Source organism: Pseudomonas fluorescens (assembly GCF_002837185.1).
Classification (GTDB): Bacteria; Pseudomonadota; Gammaproteobacteria; order Pseudomonadales; family Pseudomonadaceae; genus Aquipseudomonas; species Aquipseudomonas fluorescens_AM.
In genome coordinates this window covers 48,028-68,455 of sequence record NZ_KZ478011.1, presented here as the reverse complement: position 1 = coordinate 68,455, position 20,428 = coordinate 48,028, and the positions used below count along the sequence as shown (strand labels likewise).

The window sequence follows — 20,428 nt, the reverse complement described above, 5'->3', positions numbered from 1 at the left end:
GCGGCTAACCCGGCGTCCTGCCGGGTTACCCACGGATTCAAGCCTGCGTTCGGCCAGCGTGGTTTAACGGGGCGCCTGAGATCAAAAGCAGATCAAGATCAAGAGCGACTCGCTTCGCATCGTGGTTACGGTTGAGCGCTACAGAGTTGTGTATACCTACGCCATCAGAAGCAAGCCCCCTCCCATTTTTTTGCCCGCCTGTATGCGACTTAGGTCGCTGAACTCCTCCTCCACATGCTTAGCCTGCTATCATTTGTAACCATTGATTGCCGCTCGCGGCAAAAAAAGCCAAGTCGCTCCCCAGAAGCGGCGGCCAAATCCGTGACCACATGATGAGGTGCACCCATGTCTGATCAAGATCAAGACAACCCCCGGCGTGATTTTTTGCGCAAATCCTTGACCTTGATCCCGGTGGTCACGGTTGCCAGTACCGGCCTTGGCGGTTCGATGCTGATGGCGACGCCCGAGCCTGTCCAGGCCGCGCCAACCCAGCCGGCTCCCAGTGACAAGGCGTATGAGCCGACTTATTTCACCGCCGAGGAGTGGGCGTTTATCAACGCTGCCGTGGAGCGTTTGATTCCCGCTGATGCTCAGGGCCCAGGTGCCTTGGAGGCTGGCGCGCCGGAATACATCGACCGTCAGATGAACACCCCGTACGCCAGTGGCGCCCTGTGGTTCATGCAAGGCCCCTTCAATGCCGACGCCGCGCCGGAGATGGGCTGGCAGAGCAAATTAGTGCCCAGGGAAATCTATCGCCTGGGTATCGCCGCGACGGATGCCTGGTCGAAAGCGTTCAACGGTAAAGTTTTTGCCGCGCAAGACAGCGCTACCCGAGACGATATGTTGCGCCGCCTGGAAGCGGGTGGCAGCGAAGTGAGCGCTCACTTCGAGGCGGTGCCAGCAAAGATGTTCTTCAACCTGTTGTTGCAGAACACCAAGGAGGGCTTCTTCTGCGATCCCATCCACGGCGGCAACAAAGGCATGGTCGGCTGGACCATGATCGGTTTCCCCGGCGCCCGCGCCGATTTCATGGATTGGGTGGAGCGCAATGAGCAATACCCCTTCCCGGCTGTTTCCATTCGCGGCGAGAGGGCATGACCGTGGCGACCATCATGAAGAAAGTGGACGCGGTGATCGTGGGCTTCGGCTGGACCGGCGCGATCATGGCCAAGGAGCTGACCGAGGCCGGCCTCAACGTGGTAGCGCTGGAGCGCGGCCCGATGCAGGACACCTACCCGGACGGCAACTATCCCCAGGTCATTGATGAACTGACCTACAGCGTGCGTAAAAAACTCTTCCAGGACATTTCCAAAGAGACGGTGACCATTCGCCATAGTGTGAATGACGTCGCCCTGCCCAACCGTCAGCTCGGCGCCTTCTTGCCCGGTAACGGTGTCGGCGGCGCAGGCCTGCATTGGTCCGGCGTGCATTTTCGTGTCGACCCCATCGAGTTGCGCATGCGCAGCCACTACGAAGAGCGCTATGGGAAGCACTTCATTCCCAAGGACATGACCATCCAGGACTTCGGTGTCAGCTACGAAGAGCTGGAGCCGTTTTTCGATTACGCGGAAAAGGTCTTTGGCACTTCCGGCCAGGCGTGGACCGTCAAGGGTCAATTGGTGGGTGAAGGTCGCGGCGGCAACCCGTATGCACCGGATCGCTCGAACCCCTTCCCGCTGGAGGCACAGAAAAACACGGTCTCCGCGCAGCTGTTTCAGAAAGCGGCTGCTGATGTGGGTTACAAACCCTACAACCTGCCGTCGGCCAATACCTCGGGGCCTTACACCAACCCTTACGGCGCGCAGATGGGACCGTGTAACTTCTGCGGCTTTTGCAGCGGCTACGTGTGCTACATGTACTCCAAGGCGTCGCCCAACGTGAACATTCTGCCGGCGTTGCGCCAAGTGCCGAATTTCGAGCTGCGGCCCAATTCCCACGTGCTCAAGGTCAACCTCGACAGCACCGGGAAGAAAGCCACCGGTGTGAGCTATGTCGACAGCCAGGGTCGGGAATGCGAACAGCCCGCGGACCTGGTGATCCTCGGCGCGTTCCAGTTCCACAACGTGCGCCTGATGCTGCTGTCGGGCATCGGCAAGCCTTACGACCCGATTACCAACGAAGGCGTGGTGGGCAGGAACTTTGCCTACCAGAACATGGGCACCATCAAGGCGTTCTTCGACAAGGACACCCACACCAACAACTTTATCGGCGCGGGCGGCAATGGCGTGGCCATTGATGACTTCAATGCCGACAACTTCGACCATGGCCCGCACGGCTTCGTGGGCGGCTCGCCGATGTGGGTCAACCAGGCGGGCAGCCGGCCGATTGCCGGCACCTCCAACCCTCCGGGCACGCCGGCCTGGGGCAGCGCGTGGAAGCGTGCCACCGCCGATTACTACACCCACCAAGTGTCGATGGATTCCCACGGCGCACATCAGTCCTACCGCAGCAATTACCTGGATCTGGACCCGGTTTACCGCGATGCCTACGGCCTGCCGCTGTTGCGGATGACCTTCGACTGGCAGGAAAACGACATCAAGATGAACCGCTTCATGATGGAAAAAATGGGCAAGGTCGCCCAGGCCATGAATCCCAAGGCGATCGCCGTTCTCGGCAAAAAGGTCGGTGAGCATTTCAATACGGCGTCGTACCAGACCACTCATCTTAACGGCGGCGCGATCATGGGCACCGACCCGAAAACCAGCGCGTTGAACCGTTACCTGCAGAGCTGGGATGTACACAACGTGTTTGTCCCAGGGGCGTCCGCTTTCCCACAAGGTTTGGGCTACAACCCTACCGGTCTGGTGGCAGCTTTGACCTACTGGTCGGCCCGTGCGATCCGCGAACAGTACCTGAAAAACCCCGGCCCGCTGGTTCAGGCATAAGGAGCGATGACCATGAAAGCACTCGTTATCGCCTCTCTGGCGCTGTTCAGCAGTTGCTCGGTCAGCGCGGCTGAAACCGACCTGATCAAGCAAGGTGAATACCTGGCCCGCGCCGGTGATTGTGTGGCTTGCCACACCGCCAAGGGCGGCAAGCCATTCGCCGGCGGCCTGCCGATGGAAACCCCCATTGGCGTGATTTATTCCACCAACATCACACCGGACAAGACCGGCCTGGGAGACTACAGCTTCGAAGACTTCGACAAGGCCGTGCGCCATGGCGTCGCCAAGAGCGGTAGTACGCTTTACCCGGCAATGCCCTACCCGTCTTACGCGCGCGTCAGCGACAGCGATATGCAGGCGTTATATGCCTACTTCATGAAAGGCGTCGAGCCGGTCGCCCAGGAGAACCGGGACAGTGATATTCCCTGGCCGTTGAGCATGCGCTGGCCCCTGGCGGCATGGCGCTGGATGTTCGCGCCATCGGTCGAGGAACATCAGGCACAAGCCACCGCCGACCCAGTGGTCAGCCGTGGCGCCTACCTGGTCGAAGGCCTTGGCCATTGCGGTGCGTGCCATACGCCCCGCGCCCTGACCATGCAGGAAAAAGCCCTGAGCGCCGCTGACGGCAGCGCATTCCTGTCCGGCAGCGCGCCCCTGGAAGGCTGGATTGCGAAAAGCCTGCGCGGCGACCACAAGGACGGCCTCGGCAGCTGGAGCGAAGAGCAACTGGTGCAATTTCTCAAGACCGGTCGCAGTGATCGCAGCGCGGTGTTTGGCGGCATGAGCGATGTGGTGGTCCACAGCATGCAATACATATCGCAGGACGATCTGACCGCTATCGCCCGCTACCTCAAGAGCCTGCCGGCGGTGGACCCCAAGGACCAGCCGCACTCGTACGACCAACAAGTGGCCCAGGCGCTCTGGAAGGGGGATGACAGCAAGCCGGGCGCCTCGGTATATATCGACAACTGCGCGGCCTGCCACCGTACCGATGGGCATGGTTATACGCGGGTGTTCCCGGCGCTCGCGGGCAACCCGGTGCTGCAGACGGCGGACGCCACATCATTGATCAACATCGTGTTGAACGGCGGCACCTTGCCCGCCACTCACGCCGCGCCGTCGACCTTCACCATGCCGGCATTCGCCTGGCGCTTGTCGGACCAGGAAGTGGCGGATGTGGTCAGTTTTATCCGCGGCAGCTGGGGCAATCAGGGCGCACCCGTGAGCGCAAGCGACGTGGCCGATCTGCGCAAAAGCGATATGCGCACCACCTCGGGTGACGATCTGGGGCAGGTCACGCAAAAGCACTGACCGCCAGACGGCACTGGTCAGAAACCGCGCGCCTCGATACTGTATATAAAAACAGTATCGAGGCGTTTTCATGACCACTGCACTGCCACCCCGTGGCCGGGGCACGGCCACCAACCTGCACAACCGTTTCGCGCCCACCGTCAGCGTGGCCGAGGACGACGGCTGGTACCAGGAAGTGCCGCCTACCCAGGGTACCGAAGTGCGCATCGAAACGGCCAAGACCATCATCACCCGCAATAACTCGCCAGACTTGCCGTTCGATCGCTCCATCAACCCTTATCGCGGCTGCGAACATGGCTGCATCTACTGCTATGCACGGCCCAGCCATGCCTACTGGGACATGTCGCCGGGGCTGGATTTCGAAACCCGGCTGATTGCCAAGAGCAATGCCGCCGACGTGCTGGAACAGCAACTGTCGAAGCCGGGGTATGTGTGCGCGCCGATCAACCTGGGCTCCAATACCGACCCGTACCAGCCTATCGAGCGTGAATACAGGATCACCCGCCAAACCCTTGAAGTGCTGCTGCGTTATCGGCACCCGGTGACCATCATCACCAAGGGCTCGTTGATCCTGCGCGACCTGGACCTGCTTGCCGAACTGGCCCGGCAACGGCTTGTGGCGGTAATGATCAGCCTCACCAGCCTCGACGATGAACTCAAACGCATTCTGGAGCCACGTACAGCGGCGCCCAAGGCGCGGTTGCGGGCAATACGGGTGCTGCGGGAGGCGGGTATCCCGGTCGGTGTGCTGTGCTCGCCGATGATTCCGATGATCAACGACAGTGAGTTGGAAAGCCTGCTTACCGAGGCCCATGCCGCAGGTGCGCAAAGTGCCGCGTACATGATGCTGCGTCTGCCGCTCGAGGTGGCGCCGCTGTTCGAGGAGTGGCTGGCGGCGCATTACCCGCAGCGCGCGGCGCATGTGATGAGCCTGGTGCGTCAGGTGCGTGGTGGCGAGGTGTATGACAGCCGTTTCGGTGTGCGTATGCGCGGTGAGGGCCCGTTTGCCGATCTGCTGGCGCAGCGTTTCAGCAAGGCGATCAAACGTCTGGGGCTCAATCGCCGTGAAGGCTTCAATCTCGATTGCACGGCATTTTGCCCACCGGGCAGGCAAATGGCATTGTTGTAGACTGAAGAAGACAAATGCGAAACTGCTGTAGGAATGGTCGCGTTTTGATATCACTGAAACCCCCGATCTAGAGCGGTTCATTCAGTTTGAGTTAAGTTTCGAGGGGTACCTTGTTCAACGAGTGACTGATGAGTCGGCGCCCTGATTGGCGGAGTTTCCCAACTATTTAACCGCCCGGGCGTCAGAACTGAGCTGAACACTTCCCCTGCATTGATCAAGAGGTTGAATCATGAGTGATAAGGATAAACAGCCGTTGGCTGCGTCGGCTTCAGCCCCTCAAGTGGCGGAAACCGCCGATGCAGCGCTGCAGCATATCGTCGACGGTTTTTTGCATTTTCATCACGACGTCTTCCCCCAGCAGGAAGCACTCTTCAAGAAACTCGCCACGGCCCAGAGCCCGCGCGCGATGTTCATTACGTGCGCCGACTCGCGCATCGTGCCTGAGCTGATTACTCAAAGTTCGCCCGGCGACCTGTTCGTGACCCGCAACGTGGGTAACGTAGTCCCTCCCTACGGCCAGATGAACGGCGGTGTTTCCACGGCCATCGAGTACGCGGTACTCGCCCTTGGCGTACAGCACATCATCGTGTGCGGGCACTCCGATTGCGGCGCCATGCGCGCGGTGCTCAATCCCGACAGCCTCGAGAAGATGCCGACGGTCAAGGCCTGGTTGCGTCATGCCGAGGTCGCCAAGACGATGGTCCACGACAACTGCGACTGCGCCAATGAAGGCGAGAGCATGAAGGTACTGACCGAAGAAAACGTCATCGCCCAGTTGCAGCACTTGCGCACCCACCCTTCCGTGGCTTCGCGCATGGCCAATGGCCAATTGTTTATTCACGGCTGGATCTACAACATCGAAACCAGCGAGATCCGCGCCTACGATGCGGATCAGTCGGCGTTCCGACCGTTGGGCGGCGAAGGCCCGATTCCATCCGCGACGCCTAAAGCGCGCTTCTAACACACTTCCCTGCCGGGTAATGCGGTGGCTGCCATGGATGCAGCCAGGCTTTACCGCGCCCGGCGAATGCCTCGGGAGAGTCATCATGCGTGCTGCTCAATTGAAAGCTGTTTTGCCGCGGGAGCTGCTCGCCTCCGTGGTGGTGTTTCTGGTCGCCCTGCCCTTGTGCATGGGGATCGCAATCGCGTCCGGCATGCCGCCGGCCAAGGGCTTGATCACCGGTATCATCGGTGGTCTGGTGGTGGGTTGGTTGGCGGGCTCTCCGCTGCAAGTCAGTGGCCCGGCAGCGGGCTTGGCGGTGTTGGTGTTCGAGTTGGTGCGCCAGCACGGCATGATGATGCTGGGACCTATCCTGCTGCTGGCGGGTTTCCTGCAATTGGTGGCCGGGCGTCTACGCCTGGGCTGCTGGTTCCGCGTGACGGCGCCGGCGGTGGTATACGGCATGCTGGCGGGGATCGGCGTATTGATCGTGCTGTCGCAGATCCATGTAATGCTCGACGGTGCGCCCAAACCGTCGGGGCTGGATAACCTGGCGGGCTTTCCGGCCGCCTTGGTCGAAGCGATTCCCACCCTCGGCGGCGGGCTCGGCTGGCAGGCGGGCTTGCTTGGTGTGTCGACCATGCTGGTGATGTACCTGTGGGATAAATTCCGGCCGCAGAAGTTACGCTTTGTGCCAGGTGCCCTTCTGGGCGTAGGCCTGGCGACGGTGACCAGCCTGGTGCTGGCCCTGCAGGTCAAGCGTGTGGAGGTACCGGAGAACCTGTCCGATGCCATCGATTGGCTGCGCCCCAGCGACCTGCTCAACCTGGCTGACCCGCAACTGCTGATCGCCGCATTCGCCGTCGCGTTTATCGCCAGTGCCGAAACGCTGCTGTCCGCCGCAGCGGTCGACCGCATGCACAGTGGGCAGCGCTCGGATTTCGATAAGGAATTGTCCGCCCAGGGCGTGGGCAACATGCTGTGCGGATTGGTCGGTGCCTTGCCGATGACCGGCGTGATTGTGCGCAGTTCGGCCAACGTCCAGGCGGGCGCCACCACGCGGTTGTCGGCGATGTTCCATGGCGTGTGGTTGCTGGGCTTCGTGCTGTTGCTGTCGAGTGTGCTGCAAAGCATCCCGGTGGCGAGCCTGGCGGGCGTGCTGGTGTATACCGGGATCAAGCTGGTGGACGTGAAGGCGTTCAAGGCCTTGGGACGTTATGGCCGGATGCCGATGTTCACCTATGCAGCCACGGCGTTGGCGATCATCTTCACCGACCTGCTGACGGGCGTACTGGTGGGCTTCGGGCTGACGCTGGTCAAGCTGGCCTTCAAGGCATCACGGCTGAAAATCAGCCTGATCGATTTGCCTCAGGACGGTGAGATGGAGTTGCGCCTGACCGGAGCGGCGACGTTCCTCAAAGTACCGGCGTTGACGCAGGTGCTGTCGACCGTGCCGACCGGAACCACCGTGCATGTGCCGCTCAATAACCTGAGTTATATCGACCATTCCTGCCTGGAGTTGCTGGAGGAATGGGGGCGGGCCAATGCAGCCAAGGGCTCGAAGCTGGTGATCGAAGCGCGTGGCTTGAAGCGTCGGTTGGAAGGTCGGGTGCGAACGACGGTGGGGATTGGCTCGGCGCCGTCTACTACCTGATACCTGACGAAACCGGATCAAAAATGTGGGAGGGGGCTTGCCCCCGATAGCGGTGGACCAGTCAAAATCTCGTTGGCTGACACACCGCAATCGGGGGCAAGCCCCCTCCCACATTTGATCGTCGTAGCCGAAGATTACGCCGGCTGATCCAGCGCCAGCTCAACGCCCAGCTGGCGCGACAGGCATGGCCAGCGCTTCCATGCGGCTTCTGTGTTCGGGCTTTTGAGCGTTTCGCGATAAGCCTCGACCGACTCCAGCGCAAAGCTCTCCTCGTTAAGCATCTCATCCACCGCCAGGTGCACTGCTTCATCCAGCTGGTTGGCGAAACCTTCACCAATCAATTGATGGGCAATCAGGTTGGCAACCGTGGTGTCGGCCGGAATCAATGGCTGGCCGAAATGCTTGATATACAGATCGTTGACTTCCTCCACCAGCCGATGGGCCAGGTAGGCCTCGTCCAGCAGACCGTCCAGGCCTTCGTGGCCAGCCAGAATCGCCGGTGGCTGCAGGAAGAAATGCTCGGCAATCTTCAGCACGGGCTTGATCTGGCTTTCGATCCCGGCTTCGCGAGCCACGTCATTGGCGGCGTCGAGCAACTCGGGGACAAGGTCGATGTAGGCGGTAACAAAGCGGGTCATGACAATGTTGCGATCACCGTCAGCCAGGGAAATGGCCGAATGCAGGTGCGGCAATTGTTTTTCCAGTTGCCGGGCAAGCTGGCCCGTCGTTGCTTCGTGTTGATGGGCACGGGAAATCTGCTCGCGCAATGCGGCGGTGTTCATGAAGGCTCCAGTCATGCAGGTGTAGGAAAAGGGAGAGGATAAGGTAGCTCGTTTATACGAGCGCCTAAGACGCATTTGTCATAATTATTTCATGGATATACGTAGACGTTATATCGAAATGCCATGCTTCGTCGGATAAACGATTCCGCCGCCTATTCTATTGGGCCCCGTCCGTCTGTTTCCACTCATTTGCCCCTACACATTGCGGGGTCGCTGCGGCTGTCTATACTCGGATTTGTACGCAATTAGCTGATGACGCCCAACTGCAGACGCAGGCAAGGCTTGGCGGTTGTAAGCAGTCTGGAAGCCGCTCCCTTGGCCGCAGGTGCAAACCGGCGGGATAACAAGAAACATAAAGGGGAACCCGCAATGACGCGACATCCACACGTTTGGATGGGCTTACTGTTGTGGTCGGTATTCGGCCAGGCCCACGCGGCCTGGACAACGAATATGGCGCCAGGGGCTACTGAAGTCAGTCACGCTGTGTTTGACCTGCACATGACCATTTTCTGGATTTGTGTGGTGATCGGCATTGTCGTGTTTGGCGCGATGTTCTGGTCGATGATCCTGCACCGCCGATCCACGGGCCAGGTAGCGGCCAAATTCCATGAGAGCACCACCGTGGAAATTCTCTGGACCGTGGTGCCCTTGCTGATTCTGGTGGCCATGGCCATTCCAGCGACCAAGACCCTGATCAACATCTACGACAGCAGTGAGTCGGATATCGATATCCAGGTCACCGGTTATCAGTGGAAGTGGCATTACAAATACCTGGGCCAGGACGTGGAGTTCTTCAGCAACCTGGCCACGCCCGCCGAGCAGATCCATAACCAGGCCACCAAGGGCGAACATTACCTGTTGGAAGTCGACCAGCCGCTGGTGTTGCCGGTGGGCGCCAAGGTGCGCTTTCTGGTGACCGCCGCCGACGTGATTCACTCATGGTGGGTGCCGGCCTTTGCGGTCAAGCGCGACGCTATCCCCGGTTTCGTCAACGAAGCCTGGACCCGTGTCGAGAAGCCCGGCATCTATCGCGGCCAGTGCGCCGAGTTGTGCGGCAAGGACCACGGCTTCATGCCCATTGTGGTCGAAGTCAAATCCAAGGCTGACTACGACACCTGGCTCGGTGAGCGCAAACAAGAGGCGGCCAAGCTCAAGGAACTGACCTCCAAGGAGTGGACGCTGGATGAGTTGGTCGCGCGCGGCGACAAGGTCTACCACACCACCTGCGTGGCCTGTCACCAGGCCGAAGGCCAGGGCCTGCCGCCGATGTTCCCGGCGCTCAAGGGTTCGAAAATCGCCACCGGCCCCGCTGCCGACCACCTGAACATTGTCTATCACGGCAAGCCCGGCACCGCGATGGCCGCTTTCGGCAAGCAACTGTCGGAAGTCGATATCGCCGCTGTCGTGACCTACGAGCGCAATGCCTGGGGCAATAACAAAGGCGACATGGTCACGCCCAAAGACGTGCTGGCCCTGAAACAGGCGGAGAGCAAATGACTACCTTCATTGCCAATGCCCTGAATCGCCCCGCTTACTCGCTTGCAGGAGAACGGCCATGAGCACTGTGATCGATGACCAGGGTCACGCCGACCACGCCCACGGCCCCGCGAAAGGGTTGATGCGCTGGGTGCTGACCACTAATCACAAGGACATCGGTACGATGTACCTGTGGTTCGCTTTTACCATGTTCCTGCTGGGCGGTTCGTTCGCCATGGTGATTCGTGCCGAACTGTTCCAGCCCGGCCTGCAGATCGTGGAGCCGGCGTTCTTCAATCAGATGACCACCATGCACGGCCTGATCATGGTGTTCGGCGCCGTGATGCCGGCCTTTGTCGGCCTGGCCAACTGGATGATCCCGCTGATGATCGGCGCGCCGGACATGGCCCTGCCGCGCATGAACAACTTCAGCTTCTGGCTGCTGCCGGCGGCGTTCCTGCTGCTGGTGTCGACCCTGTTCAGCCCTGGCGGCGGGCCGAACTTCGGCTGGACCTTCTATGCCCCGCTCTCCACCACCTATGCGCCGGAAAGCGTGACGTTCTTCATCTTCGCCATTCACCTGATGGGCATCAGTTCGATCATGGGCGCGATCAACGTGGTCGCGACCATCCTCAACTTGCGCGCACCGGGCATGACCCTGATGAAAATGCCGCTGTTCGTGTGGACCTGGCTGATCACCGCGTTCCTGCTGATTGCGGTGATGCCGGTGCTGGCCGGTTGCGTGACCATGATGCTGATGGACATCCACTTCGGCACCAGCTTTTTCAGTGCGGCGGGCGGTGGTGATCCGGTGCTGTTCCAGCATGTGTTCTGGTTCTTCGGCCACCCCGAGGTGTACATCATGATCCTGCCGGCCTTTGGCGCCGTCAGCTCGATCATCCCGACCTTCTCGCGCAAGCCGTTGTTTGGCTACACCTCGATGGTCTACGCCACGGCCAGCATTGCGTTCCTGTCGTTCATCGTGTGGGCGCACCACATGTTCGTGGTCGGCATTCCGTTGGTGGGCGAACTGTTCTTCATGTACGCCACCCTGCTGATTGCGGTGCCTACCGGGGTCAAGGTGTTCAACTGGGTCAGCACCATGTGGCAGGGGTCGCTCACCTTCGAGACGCCGATGCTGTTTGCGGTGGCTTTCGTGATCCTGTTCACCATCGGCGGCTTTTCCGGGCTGATGCTGGCGATTGCGCCGGCGGACTTCCAGTACCACGACACCTACTTTGTGGTGGCGCATTTCCATTACGTACTGGTGCCCGGCGCGATCTTCGGCATCTTCGCTTCGGCCTACTATTGGCTGCCGAAATGGACCGGCCACATGTATGACGAAACCCTCGGCAAGCTGCACTTCTGGCTGTCCTTCGTGGGCATGAACATGGCGTTCTTCCCGATGCACTTCGTGGGCCTGGCCGGTATGCCGCGTCGGGTGCCGGACTACAACCTGCAGTTCGCCGACTTCAACATGGTGTCCTCGATTGGCGCCTTCATGTTCGGCGCCACGCAGATTTTCTTCCTGTTTATCGTGATCAAGTGCATCCGCGGCGGCCCGCCTGCACCGGCCAAGCCGTGGGATGGCGCCGAAGGGCTGGAATGGAGCGTGCCCTCGCCCGCGCCGTACCACACCTTCACTACGCCGCCGGAGGTCAAATGAGTACGCTCGTGCTCCCCTGTGGGAGGGGGCTTGCCCCCGATAGCTATCTCACAGCCAATGATAGTGTCGACTGGTACACCGCCATCGGCGGCAAGCCCCCTCCCGCATTGATTGTGTCCGCTTTGGGTGGGTGTCATGGCTGACGCCGTACCGATCAAGCGCCTGGTCACGCGCCTGCTCATTCTGGTGCTGGCGATGTTCGCCTTTGGCTTCGCCCTGGTGCCGATTTACGACGTGATGTGCAAGGCGTTCGGCATCAATGGCAAGACTGGCGGGCAATACGAGGGCGAGCAGGTCGTCGACCCGTCGCGCCAGGTGCGGGTGCAGTTTTTGTCCACCAACGCCATCGATATGGTCTGGGATTTCCATGCCAAGGCCGACGAAGTCGTGGTCAATCCGGGCGCTGTGACCGAGATGCTATTTGTGGCCTACAACCCCACCGACAAACCGATGACCGCCCAGGCAGTGCCCAGCATTTCCCCGGCCGAAGCGGCGATGTACTTCCACAAGACCGAGTGTTTTTGCTTCACCCAGCAAGTGCTGCAGCCAGGCGAACGTATCGAGATGCCGGTGCGCTTTATCGTCGATCGTGCGATGCCCAAGGATGTGAAGCATTTGACCCTGGCCTACACGCTGTTTGATATCACCGCGCGCCAGCCGCCCGGGGCGGCCCGCAGCGGCGGCTAGCTACTGTTTGCCCGCTCAATCAGGAGAGCGAATACATGTCGACTCATGATACGTACTACGTACCGGCGCAAAGCAAATGGCCGATAATTGCCACGATTGGCCTGTTGGTGACTGTGTATGGACTGGCCGTGTGGTTCAACGATCTCAAGGCTTTGCGCCCGGAATCCCACGGTCCGTGGATCTTTTTCGTTGGCGGCCTGTTGCTGGCGTACATGCTGTTCGGCTGGTTCGGCGCAGTGATCAAGGAGAGTCGCGCCGGTTTGTACAGCGCGCAAATGGACCGTTCGTTTCGCTGGGGCATGAGCTGGTTCATCTTTTCCGAAGTGATGTTCTTCATCGCGTTCTTCGGCGCGCTGTTTTACGTGCGCACCTGGTCGGGGCCATGGTTGGGGGGTGAAGGCCCCAAGGGCATCGCACACATGTTGTGGCCGAATTTCGAGTTCGCCTGGCCATTGCTGAACAACCCGGACCCCACGCTGTACCCGGCGCCCAAAGGCACCATCAGTCCGTGGGGCCTGCCGCTGCTCAACACCCTCCTGCTGGTGAGCTCCAGCGTGACCATCACCATTGCTCACCATGCCCTGCGCAAAGGGCATCGCGGCGCGCTGAAGATCTGGCTGGCGCTCACCGTACTGCTGGGCCTGGCGTTTCTCGGGTTTCAGGCCGAGGAGTACATCCACGCCTATAAAGAGTTGGGCCTGACACTGGGCTCGGGCGTGTACGGCGCGACCTTCTTCATGCTCACCGGGTTTCACGGCGCCCACGTGACCATCGGCACGATCATTCTGTTCGTGATGCTGATGCGCATCCTGAAGGGGCATTTCAATGCCGAACACCAGTTCGGTTTCGAAGCGGCCAGTTGGTATTGGCACTTCGTGGATGTGGTGTGGATTGGGCTGTTTTTCTTTGTGTATGTGCTGTGAGCCGTTCTACCACGGCGCATGCGAGACCAACTGGCCGCTGAAAAAGCCCCAGGCGATCAGCCCCACGGTGATTGCGGCCAACACCACACGTACGGTCAGGGCAGTGACGAGGCGGTTGGAACGACCTTCGTCCTTGACCAGAAAGAACAAGCCACTGAACAGGCTCGCAACGGTCGCGATGAGCATCAGGGCAATCAGTGCTTTGAGCATGGTCTGGCTCCGGGCCATACGGGGAGGGGGCAATGAAATCCAGTATAGCCAGTGCCCGGCAGCGCTTCAGGCCCGGCATCGCGCCGACGTTGGTGGTGCTGATGCTGCTGCCGTTGATGATTGGCCTGGGGTTCTGGCAACTGTCGCGCGGTCAGGAAAAACAGCAGTGGGTCGACACCTACGCAGAGCGGCGCGCGGCGCAGCCTATTGGCAGCGAGCAGCTTGGGACAAGCGCTGATCCAGCCTTTCGCCGGGTTCATCTGCGTGGCAGCTTCGATGCTGACCACAGTGTGTTGCTCGACAACCGTATGCGCGATGGCAAGGCCGGTGTCGAGTTGCTGCAACCCTTTCACGACCAGGCCAGCGGTCGTTGGGTGTTGCTCAATCGCGGCTGGCTGCCCTGGCCGGACCGCCGCACGCCACCGGCGTTCACCACGCCGGATCAGCCGGTGAATCTGGTGGCCTGGGTGTATGTCGCTCCCGGCGAGACCTTCCAGTTGCATGTCGACCCCGCGACCGCGCAATGGCCGCGCCTGTTGACCGCGTTGCACCCCGTCGCCCTGTGGGCCGAGTTGGGCCGCAGCGGATTCGCTTTTGAACTGCGCGCCGAAGCCGGGCCCGGCACGTACGACACCCACTGGCCTGTGGTCGCCATGGGGCCGGAAAAACACCTGGGGTATGCGGTGCAGTGGTTTGCCATGTCGCTGGCGCTGCTGGCGCTCTACCTCTACCTCGGATGGCACAACGCAAAGGAGAAGCACCATGGGAGCCGCCATGAATCCACTCAACGTGTCTGAAGCGCCTGACCGGCGTAAAGGTCGCTGGCAGTTGATCCTGATCCTGCTGATGGTGGTGGGCCCGATGGTGCTGGCGACCTTCATGTACAAACTGCAATTCTGGGTGCCGGACAGTCGCAGTTATCACGGTGAGCTGATCGGTAACGGCCAGACCCGCGCCGATATCGGCGTGCAGGCCGATGAAGGGCGCTGGCAGCTGCTGGTCACCGCGCCAGCCAGCTGCGCCGCCGATTGCCGGCAACTTGTGTATCTGGCGCGCCAGCTGCAGATCGGCCTGGGTCGCGACGCGTCCCGCGCCAGCCACGCGCTGGCCAGTGCGCAGCCGGTCGGCAACGACTACGACGCCCGGCTCAAGGCCCAATACCCGCAATTGCAGCGCTATTCACTGGACCTCTCGACCTTCAACCGCAACGCCGCCGCGCCTGGCGATGCGCAACTGTGGATCGTTGACCCCCACGGCAACCTGGTGCTGCGCTACGACGCCAAGGTCAACGGCAAGGACTTGCTCAACGACCTGCGCTTACTGCTGAAACTGTCGAACATCGGATAAGGGCATCGTCATGGCCAAGCCTGGATTTCGTCTCGCGTTGTTTGCCACCTTGCTGGCGCTGATCGTTGTGTTGCTCGGCGCCTATACCCGCTTGACCCATGCCGGCCTTGGTTGCCCGGACTGGCCGGGGTGCTATGGCTTTATCAGCGTGCCGCAAAGCGCAGCCCAACTGGCCCATGCCGAACTGCATTTTCCTGATACGCCAGTGGAGGCTGACAAGGGCTGGGCCGAGATGACCCACCGCTACTTTGCCGGCACCCTCGCCTTGCTGATCGCGCTGCTGGCGGCGCGGGCGTGGAGCCACCGGCGTGACCCCGGCCAGCCGGTGAAATTGCCGCTGTTCGCGTTGATGGTGGTGTGCGCCCAGGCAGCCTTTGGCATGTGGACGGTGACGCTGAAGCTGTGGCCGCAGGTGGTGACGGGCCACTTGTTGGGCGGCTTTGCCACCTTGAGCCTGCTGTTCCTGCTGACCCTGCGTCTGTCCGGCGTGCTGCCTGCATTGATCATACCCAGGCGCCTGCAATATTGGGCAACGGCGGGGCTGGTGCTGGTGATCGGGCAGATTGCCTTGGGCGGTTGGGTCAGCGCCAACTATGCAGCGGTGGCCTGTGTCGATTTGCCGACGTGTCACGGTCAATGGTGGCCGGCGGCGGACTTTGCCAATGGCTTTCACCTGACCCAGCATATCGGCCCTAATTACCTGGGCGGTCAACTGGACAGCGATGCGCGTACGGCCATTCATCTCACCCACCGCGTGGGTGCGGTGCTGGTCACGCTGGTGCTGCTGGGCCTGGCCTGGCAGTTGCGCGCGGTGGGCATGACGCGCTTGGCGGGCTTGCTGCTGATCGCCCTGGCGGCGCAAATCAGCCTGGGCCTGAGCAATGTGGCGTTCGGCTTGCCGCTGTCGGTGGCGGTGGCGCACAACGCCGGGGGCGCAGCGCTTTTGCTGAGCCTGGTGCTGGTCAATTATCACGCGCGCACCAGCCTGGTTCGGGTGCGCCATCCACGGCCAATCACCTGGCGGTTCATTGCGCGCAAACCGGCATCGGGCCTGATAACCCTTAAAGGAGAGATGCCATGGCGTCCTTGATCGGCGCGCGTCACGGCCAGGCGGTCTGGCGTGACTATCTGGAGCTGACCAAGCCGAAAGTGGTGGTGCTGATGCTGATCACTTCGCTGGTGGGCATGTTCCTCGCCACCCGCGCCGGCGTGCCGTGGGCGGTGCTGGTGTTTGGCAACCTGGGCATTGCCTTGTGTGCTGGCGCTGCGGCGGCGGTCAACCATGTGGTGGATCGGCGCATCGATGCGCTGATGGCGCGTACTCACAAACGGCCACTGGCCGAGGGGCGGGTCTCGGCCGTTGCGGCGCTGGTCTTTGCGTTGGTTTTGGCGGTGGCGGGCCTGGCGCTGTTACTGGCGTTCACCAACCCCTTGGCGGCTTGGCTGACCCTGGCTTCGTTGCTGGGCTACGCGGTGATCTACACCGGGTTTCTCAAGCGCGCGACGCCGCAGAACATTGTCATCGGTGGCCTGGCCGGTGCCGCGCCGCCGTTGTTGGGCTGGGTCGCCGTGACCGGGCACGTCAGCGCCGAGCCCCTGCTGCTGGTGTTGATCATCTTCGCCTGGACGCCGCCGCACTTCTGGGCGCTGGCCATCCATCGCAAGGAGGAGTACGCCAAGGCCGATATTCCGATGCTGCCGGTCACCCACGGCGAGCACTACACCAAGGTGCATATCCTGCTCTACACCTTCGCCCTGCTGGCGGTGAGCCTGATGCCCTACGTCATCCATATGAGCGGGTTGTTGTACCTGGCCTGTGCGACGGTATTGGGCGGGCGCTTTCTGCAATGGGCCTGGGTGCTGTACCGTGGCAGCAAGCCGCACGCGGCGGTCAGCACCTTCAAGTACTCTATCTGGTACCTGCTGTTGCTGTTTATCGCCCTGCTCGTAGACCACTACCTACTGTTGAACCTATGACTCGAACTCAAAAAACTGTCTTCATTCTTGTGGCCCTGGTGGCATTGATCATGGGCCTGACCGTCAACAAGGTGCTCTCGGGCAAGGGCCAGGGCGATCCGACCGCGCTGATCGACGCCGGCATTATCCTGCTGCCGCAAAGCCGCCAGTTGCCTGCGGTGAGCATGACCAACCAGGACGGCCAGCCGGTGCTGGTCAATGAGCTGCAAGGCAAATGGAGCCTGCTGTTCTTCGGCTACACCTTCTGCCCGGACATCTGCCCCACCACCCTCGCCCAGCTGCGCCAGATCAAGAGCGAACTGCCCAAAGAGGCGGTGGACAAGTTGCAGGTGATCCTGGTCAGCGTCGACCCGAACCGCGACACCCCGGCCCAGCTCAAGCAGTACCTGGGCTATTTCGATCCGCAGTTCCAGGGGTTGACCGGTATGAATGTGCAGGATGTGCAGAAGGTCTCGAATGCGGTGAGCATTCCCTTCATTCCCGCAGACACCAGCAAGCCGAACTACACCGTCGACCACAGCGGCAACCTGGCGCTGATCGGCCCGGATGGCACCCAGCGCGGGTTTATCCGTGCGCCGTTGAACAACCAGAAGCTGGTGGCGCAATTGCCAGTGCTGCTGCAGCGTAAATAGCTCACGACACAAAACAAATGTGGGAGGGGGCTTGCCCCCGACAGCAGGGTGTCAGTCGATGAAGCTGTTGACTGACCTACCGCTATCGGGGGCAAGCCCCCTCCCACATTTTGATCTCCAGTGTGTTGGAGATCGTTCCCACGCTCTGCGTCCGCTTTGAATCAGAACGCCGGCTTGATCGCGCCTTTGTACTTCTCTTCGATAAATTGCTTCACTTCAGGCGTGTGCAGGGCGGCAACCAGCTTCTTCACGGCGTCCGAATCCTTGTTGTCTTCGCGGGTCACCAGGATGTTGACGTAAGGCGAGTCGCTGCCTTCGATCACCAAGGCGTCCTTGGACGGGTCCAGCTTGGCTTCCAGCGCGTAGTTGGTGTTGATCAGCGCCAAGTCGACCTGGGTCAGCACGCGCGGCAGGGTGGCGGCTTCCAGTTCGCGGAATTTCAGGTTCTTGGTGTTACCGGTGATGTCCTTGATGGTCGACAGGATGTTGGTCGGGTCCTTCAGGGTGATCAGGCCATTGTTGGCCAGCAGCAACAGGGCGCGGCCGCCGTTGGTGGCGTCGTTCGGGATCACCACGTTGGCGCCGTCCGGCAGGTCGGCCAGCTTTTTGTATTTGCTCGAGTACGCGCCCAGCGGTTCCAGGTGCACGCCGCCGACGCTCACCAGGTGAGTGCCCTTGGCCTTGTTGAATTCATCCAGGTACGGCTGGTGCTGGAAGAAGTTGGCGTCCAGGCGCTTTTCAGCCACCTGTACGTTCGGCTGCACATAATCGGTGAAGACTTTGACCTGCAGGTCCACGCCTTCTTTGGCCAGCGCAGGTTTCACGAATTCGAGGATTTCCGCGTGCGGCACCGGCGAAGCAGCGACCTTGAGGGTCTCGGCATGGGCGGAAAACGCGGCAACGGCGGCGAAAGCAACCAGTAGTTTTTTCATCCAGCAAGCTCCTTGTTCGGGCATCTGCCGGCACAAGGCCGGCCATGGCCGTTATTTTCGAGAAAAGTGCACCACCAGCTTGTCGCCGACGGTTTGCAGAATTTGCACCAGGATCACCAGCATCACCACGGTGACCACCATTACATTGTCTTGGAAACGTTGGTAACCGAAACGGATCGCCAGGTCGCCCAGGCCACCGGCACCGACCACGCCGGCCATCGCCGTGTAGGAAACCAGTGTAATCGCCGTTACGGTAATTGCCGCAAAAATGCCGGGGCGTGCTTCGGGCAGCAAGGCGTTGGTGATGATTTGGCGCGTGCTGGCACCCATCGACTGCGTGGCCTCGATGATGCCGCGGTCTACTTCACGCAGGGCGGTTTCCACTAGGCGTGCAAAGAACGGTGTGGCGCCGATAACCAGCGGCGGAATCGCGCCCGCAACGCCCAGCGAGGTGGGCTCGTCCATGTATATGCCAGTGATCAGTTTGGTTAATGGAATCATCACGATCAGCAGGATGATGAACGGCAGCGAACGCAGGATGTTTACGATCAGCGACAGAAAGGCGTACAAGCCTTTCTGCTCGAACAGCTGACGTGGGCTGGTCAAGAACAACAGCACACCTATGGGCAGGCCCAGCACGACCGTGAAGAACAGCGAACCGAACAGCATGGTCATGGTATCGCCGGTGGCGAGCCAGATTTCGGACCAATCGATGTCGGCGAAGAAATTCAGGAACAGGTCCATTAGCGCAGCACCTCCATATGAACGTCGGCGGCGGTGAAGCGCGCAAACGCGGCGTCCATGTCGCCGCCGGTGACGGCGAGGGTCAATTGCCCGTAGGGAATGTCTTTGATGCGGTCGATACGACCGGCGAGGATGCTGTAGTCCACCCCCGTTTCCCGGGCGACGGTACCCAGCAATGGCGCGTAGGTCGCGTCCCCCTGGAAGGTCAGGCGCACTATACGGCCCGGTACGTGGGCGAAGTCATCGCGTTGCTCGCCTTCGTCAACCTGTTCGGCCTCCTGGACGAAGCGCTTGGTGGTCGGATGCTTGGGATGCAGGAACACGTCGGCCACCGAGCCTTGCTCGACGATCACGCCGGCGTCCATCACGGCCACCTGGTCGCAGACGCGGCGAATCACATCCATTTCATGGGTGATCAACACGATGGTCAGCTTGAGTTCGCGGTTGATCTCGGCCAACAGTTGCAGGACCGAGGCGGTGGTCTGCGGGTCGAGGGCGCTGGTGGCCTCGTCGCACAGCAGGATCTTGGGTTTGGTGGCCAGGGCGCGGGCGATGCCGACGCGCTGTTTCTGGCCGCCGGACAATTGCGCCGGGTATTTCCTGGCGTGGTCCGACAGGCCGACGCGGGCGAGCAGTTCAGCCACACGCAGGTCGATGTCCTTGCGCGACAATTCGCCGGCCAATGTCAGCGGCAGCGCCACGTTGTCGGCAACGGTCTTGGACGCCAGCAAGTTGAAGTGCTGGAAGATCATCCCGACTTGCTGGCGGAAACGGCGCAGGCCGTTGGCATCCAGCGCGGTGACTTCTTCACCATCAACCGTGATCTTCCCGCCACTGGGTTCTTCGAGGCGGTTAATCAGGCGCAGCAGGGTACTTTTTCCCGCACCCGAGTGGCCAATCAGGCCAAACACCTGGCCGTTTTCGACGCGCAGGCTGGTGGGGTGCAGGGCGGGAATATCCTTACCGGCGACGCGGTAGGTTTTATGGACGTTTTGAAACTCGATCACGTAGCGAACCTTGTGGGGCGCATGGAAAAGGGATCAGCGGTTAGCCGGGCGCGCATTTTAGCCTGTCCATCCAGCGTTTCTTAGCATTTATTTCGTATCCATCCAGCGATTTGGCAATAACGAGAC

At 60.9% G+C, this 20,428-nt stretch carries 20 protein-coding genes; 15 read left to right on the top strand and 5 right to left on the bottom strand.

Going from position 1 to position 20,428, the window contains the following annotated elements; genetic code table 11:
* The first annotated feature begins 345 nt into the window (after nt 1-345).
* The 6 genes from CIB54_RS21050 (at nt 346) to CIB54_RS21025 (ending at nt 7,919) form a co-directional block, all read left to right on the top strand.
* Nucleotides 346-1,098: a gluconate 2-dehydrogenase subunit 3 family protein gene (locus tag CIB54_RS21050; protein ID WP_065953380.1), complete on the top strand. Its 753-nt coding sequence runs from the start codon at nt 346-348 to the stop codon at nt 1,096-1,098.
* Nucleotides 1,099-1,100: 2 nt separating this feature from the next.
* Entirely contained in the window at nt 1,101-2,885 is a 1,785-nt protein-coding gene (locus CIB54_RS21045) for a GMC family oxidoreductase (protein WP_101220836.1), read from the top strand.
* 12 nt (nt 2,886-2,897) lie between these two features.
* Nucleotides 2,898-4,196: a cytochrome c gene (locus tag CIB54_RS21040; RefSeq protein ID WP_101220835.1), complete on the top strand. Its 1,299-nt coding sequence runs from the start codon at nt 2,898-2,900 to the stop codon at nt 4,194-4,196.
* Between the two features lie 70 nt (nt 4,197-4,266).
* Complete coding sequence (locus tag CIB54_RS21035; RefSeq protein ID WP_065953382.1) at nt 4,267-5,325, top strand: PA0069 family radical SAM protein; 1,059 nt, start codon at nt 4,267-4,269, stop codon at nt 5,323-5,325.
* A 229-nt stretch (nt 5,326-5,554) separates the two neighbouring features.
* On the top strand, nt 5,555-6,286 hold the full coding sequence (locus tag CIB54_RS21030; protein ID WP_065953383.1) for a carbonic anhydrase: 732 nt from the start codon (nt 5,555-5,557) through the stop codon (nt 6,284-6,286).
* An 85-nt stretch (nt 6,287-6,371) separates the two neighbouring features.
* Nucleotides 6,372-7,919: a SulP family inorganic anion transporter gene (locus CIB54_RS21025; RefSeq protein WP_101220834.1), complete on the top strand. Its 1,548-nt coding sequence runs from the start codon at nt 6,372-6,374 to the stop codon at nt 7,917-7,919.
* Nucleotides 7,920-8,053: 134 nt separating this feature from the next.
* On the opposite strand, the gene CIB54_RS21020 is transcribed toward CIB54_RS21025, so the two are convergent.
* Nucleotides 8,054-8,701 carry a hypothetical protein gene (locus CIB54_RS21020; RefSeq protein WP_065895268.1) on the bottom strand — a complete coding sequence of 216 codons (648 nt, stop codon included), beginning with the start codon at nt 8,699-8,701 and terminating at the stop codon, nt 8,054-8,056.
* Between the two features lie 369 nt (nt 8,702-9,070).
* On the opposite strand from CIB54_RS21020, the gene coxB reads away from it, so the two are divergent.
* The 4 genes from coxB (at nt 9,071) to CIB54_RS21000 (ending at nt 13,453) form a co-directional block, all read left to right on the top strand.
* On the top strand, nt 9,071-10,198 hold the full coding sequence (gene coxB, locus CIB54_RS21015; protein ID WP_065953385.1) for a cytochrome c oxidase subunit II: 1,128 nt from the start codon (nt 9,071-9,073) through the stop codon (nt 10,196-10,198).
* 58 nt (nt 10,199-10,256) lie between these two features.
* The gene (gene ctaD / locus CIB54_RS21010; protein WP_065953386.1) at nt 10,257-11,843 is read left to right on the top strand and encodes a cytochrome c oxidase subunit I; all 1,587 of its coding nucleotides are present in this window, start codon (nt 10,257-10,259) and stop codon (nt 11,841-11,843) included.
* A 135-nt stretch (nt 11,844-11,978) separates the two neighbouring features.
* Nucleotides 11,979-12,530, top strand: a complete 552-nt coding sequence (locus CIB54_RS21005; RefSeq protein ID WP_101220833.1) for a cytochrome c oxidase assembly protein — start codon at nt 11,979-11,981, stop codon at nt 12,528-12,530.
* Between the two features lie 35 nt (nt 12,531-12,565).
* The gene (locus tag CIB54_RS21000; RefSeq protein WP_065953388.1) at nt 12,566-13,453 is read left to right on the top strand and encodes a cytochrome c oxidase subunit 3; all 888 of its coding nucleotides are present in this window, start codon (nt 12,566-12,568) and stop codon (nt 13,451-13,453) included.
* 6 nt (nt 13,454-13,459) lie between these two features.
* Here CIB54_RS21000 and CIB54_RS20995 read toward each other — a convergent pair whose 3' ends face one another.
* Complete coding sequence (locus CIB54_RS20995) at nt 13,460-13,663, bottom strand: twin transmembrane helix small protein (RefSeq protein WP_057725706.1); 204 nt, start codon at nt 13,661-13,663, stop codon at nt 13,460-13,462.
* A gap of 32 nt (nt 13,664-13,695) precedes the next feature.
* Here CIB54_RS20995 and CIB54_RS20990 point away from each other — a divergent pair, with 32 nt between their 5' ends.
* Genes CIB54_RS20990 through CIB54_RS20970 form a run of 5 tightly spaced genes read left to right on the top strand, consistent with a single transcriptional unit; the run spans nt 13,696 to nt 17,619 of the window.
* Nucleotides 13,696-14,460, top strand: coding sequence for an SURF1 family protein (locus CIB54_RS20990; RefSeq protein WP_065953389.1), 765 nt, complete (start codon nt 13,696-13,698; stop codon nt 14,458-14,460).
* Nucleotides 14,426-15,010 carry a hypothetical protein gene (locus CIB54_RS20985; protein ID WP_101220832.1) on the top strand — a complete coding sequence of 195 codons (585 nt, stop codon included), beginning with the start codon at nt 14,426-14,428 and terminating at the stop codon, nt 15,008-15,010. The genes CIB54_RS20990 and CIB54_RS20985 overlap by 35 nt, the downstream gene beginning before the upstream one ends.
* A gap of 10 nt (nt 15,011-15,020) precedes the next feature.
* A complete protein-coding gene (locus CIB54_RS20980) occupies nt 15,021-16,100 on the top strand; it encodes a COX15/CtaA family protein (protein WP_101220831.1) in 1,080 nt (359 codons plus the stop codon).
* The gene (gene cyoE / locus CIB54_RS20975) at nt 16,088-16,987 is read left to right on the top strand and encodes a heme o synthase (protein WP_101220830.1); all 900 of its coding nucleotides are present in this window, start codon (nt 16,088-16,090) and stop codon (nt 16,985-16,987) included. Before CIB54_RS20980 ends, cyoE begins: the two co-directional genes overlap by 13 nt.
* Complete coding sequence (locus CIB54_RS20970; protein WP_065953392.1) at nt 16,984-17,619, top strand: SCO family protein; 636 nt, start codon at nt 16,984-16,986, stop codon at nt 17,617-17,619. Before cyoE ends, CIB54_RS20970 begins: the two co-directional genes overlap by 4 nt.
* A gap of 161 nt (nt 17,620-17,780) precedes the next feature.
* Here CIB54_RS20970 and CIB54_RS20965 read toward each other — a convergent pair whose 3' ends face one another.
* Genes CIB54_RS20965 through CIB54_RS20955 form a run of 3 tightly spaced genes read right to left on the bottom strand, consistent with a single transcriptional unit; the run spans nt 17,781 to nt 20,302 of the window.
* Nucleotides 17,781-18,551, bottom strand: a complete 771-nt coding sequence (locus CIB54_RS20965) for a MetQ/NlpA family ABC transporter substrate-binding protein (protein WP_065895277.1) — start codon at nt 18,549-18,551, stop codon at nt 17,781-17,783.
* Nucleotides 18,552-18,602: 51 nt separating this feature from the next.
* Complete coding sequence (locus CIB54_RS20960) at nt 18,603-19,295, bottom strand: methionine ABC transporter permease (RefSeq protein WP_038851116.1); 693 nt, start codon at nt 19,293-19,295, stop codon at nt 18,603-18,605.
* The gene (locus tag CIB54_RS20955) at nt 19,295-20,302 is read right to left on the bottom strand and encodes a methionine ABC transporter ATP-binding protein (RefSeq protein WP_101220829.1); all 1,008 of its coding nucleotides are present in this window, start codon (nt 20,300-20,302) and stop codon (nt 19,295-19,297) included. Before CIB54_RS20955 ends, CIB54_RS20960 begins: the two co-directional genes overlap by 1 nt.
* Nucleotides 20,303-20,428 lie beyond the last annotated feature (126 nt).

What these genes read in the sequence shown, in the direction of transcription:
- CIB54_RS21050 (WP_065953380.1), top strand. Translation starts at nt 346, where the DNA reads ATGTCTGATCAAGATCAAGACAACCCCCGGCGTGATTTTTTGCGCAAA.
- CIB54_RS21040 (WP_101220835.1), top strand. Translation starts at nt 2,898, where the DNA reads ATGAAAGCACTCGTTATCGCCTCTCTGGCGCTGTTCAGCAGTTGCTCG.
- CIB54_RS21035 (WP_065953382.1), top strand. Translation starts at nt 4,267, where the DNA reads ATGACCACTGCACTGCCACCCCGTGGCCGGGGCACGGCCACCAACCTG.
- CIB54_RS21030 (WP_065953383.1), top strand. Translation starts at nt 5,555, where the DNA reads ATGAGTGATAAGGATAAACAGCCGTTGGCTGCGTCGGCTTCAGCCCCT.
- CIB54_RS21025 (WP_101220834.1), top strand. Translation starts at nt 6,372, where the DNA reads ATGCGTGCTGCTCAATTGAAAGCTGTTTTGCCGCGGGAGCTGCTCGCC.
- CIB54_RS21020 (WP_065895268.1), bottom strand. Translation starts at nt 8,701, where the DNA reads ATGAACACCGCCGCATTGCGCGAGCAGATTTCCCGTGCCCATCAACAC.
- coxB (WP_065953385.1), top strand. Translation starts at nt 9,071, where the DNA reads ATGACGCGACATCCACACGTTTGGATGGGCTTACTGTTGTGGTCGGTA.
- ctaD (WP_065953386.1), top strand. Translation starts at nt 10,257, where the DNA reads ATGAGCACTGTGATCGATGACCAGGGTCACGCCGACCACGCCCACGGC.
- CIB54_RS21005 (WP_101220833.1), top strand. Translation starts at nt 11,979, where the DNA reads ATGGCTGACGCCGTACCGATCAAGCGCCTGGTCACGCGCCTGCTCATT.
- CIB54_RS21000 (WP_065953388.1), top strand. Translation starts at nt 12,566, where the DNA reads ATGTCGACTCATGATACGTACTACGTACCGGCGCAAAGCAAATGGCCG.
- CIB54_RS20995 (WP_057725706.1), bottom strand. Translation starts at nt 13,663, where the DNA reads ATGCTCAAAGCACTGATTGCCCTGATGCTCATCGCGACCGTTGCGAGC.
- CIB54_RS20990 (WP_065953389.1), top strand. Translation starts at nt 13,696, where the DNA reads ATGAAATCCAGTATAGCCAGTGCCCGGCAGCGCTTCAGGCCCGGCATC.
- CIB54_RS20985 (WP_101220832.1), top strand. Translation starts at nt 14,426, where the DNA reads ATGGGAGCCGCCATGAATCCACTCAACGTGTCTGAAGCGCCTGACCGG.
- CIB54_RS20980 (WP_101220831.1), top strand. Translation starts at nt 15,021, where the DNA reads ATGGCCAAGCCTGGATTTCGTCTCGCGTTGTTTGCCACCTTGCTGGCG.
- cyoE (WP_101220830.1), top strand. Translation starts at nt 16,088, where the DNA reads ATGGCGTCCTTGATCGGCGCGCGTCACGGCCAGGCGGTCTGGCGTGAC.
- CIB54_RS20970 (WP_065953392.1), top strand. Translation starts at nt 16,984, where the DNA reads ATGACTCGAACTCAAAAAACTGTCTTCATTCTTGTGGCCCTGGTGGCA.
- CIB54_RS20965 (WP_065895277.1), bottom strand. Translation starts at nt 18,551, where the DNA reads ATGAAAAAACTACTGGTTGCTTTCGCCGCCGTTGCCGCGTTTTCCGCC.
- CIB54_RS20960 (WP_038851116.1), bottom strand. Translation starts at nt 19,295, where the DNA reads ATGGACCTGTTCCTGAATTTCTTCGCCGACATCGATTGGTCCGAAATC.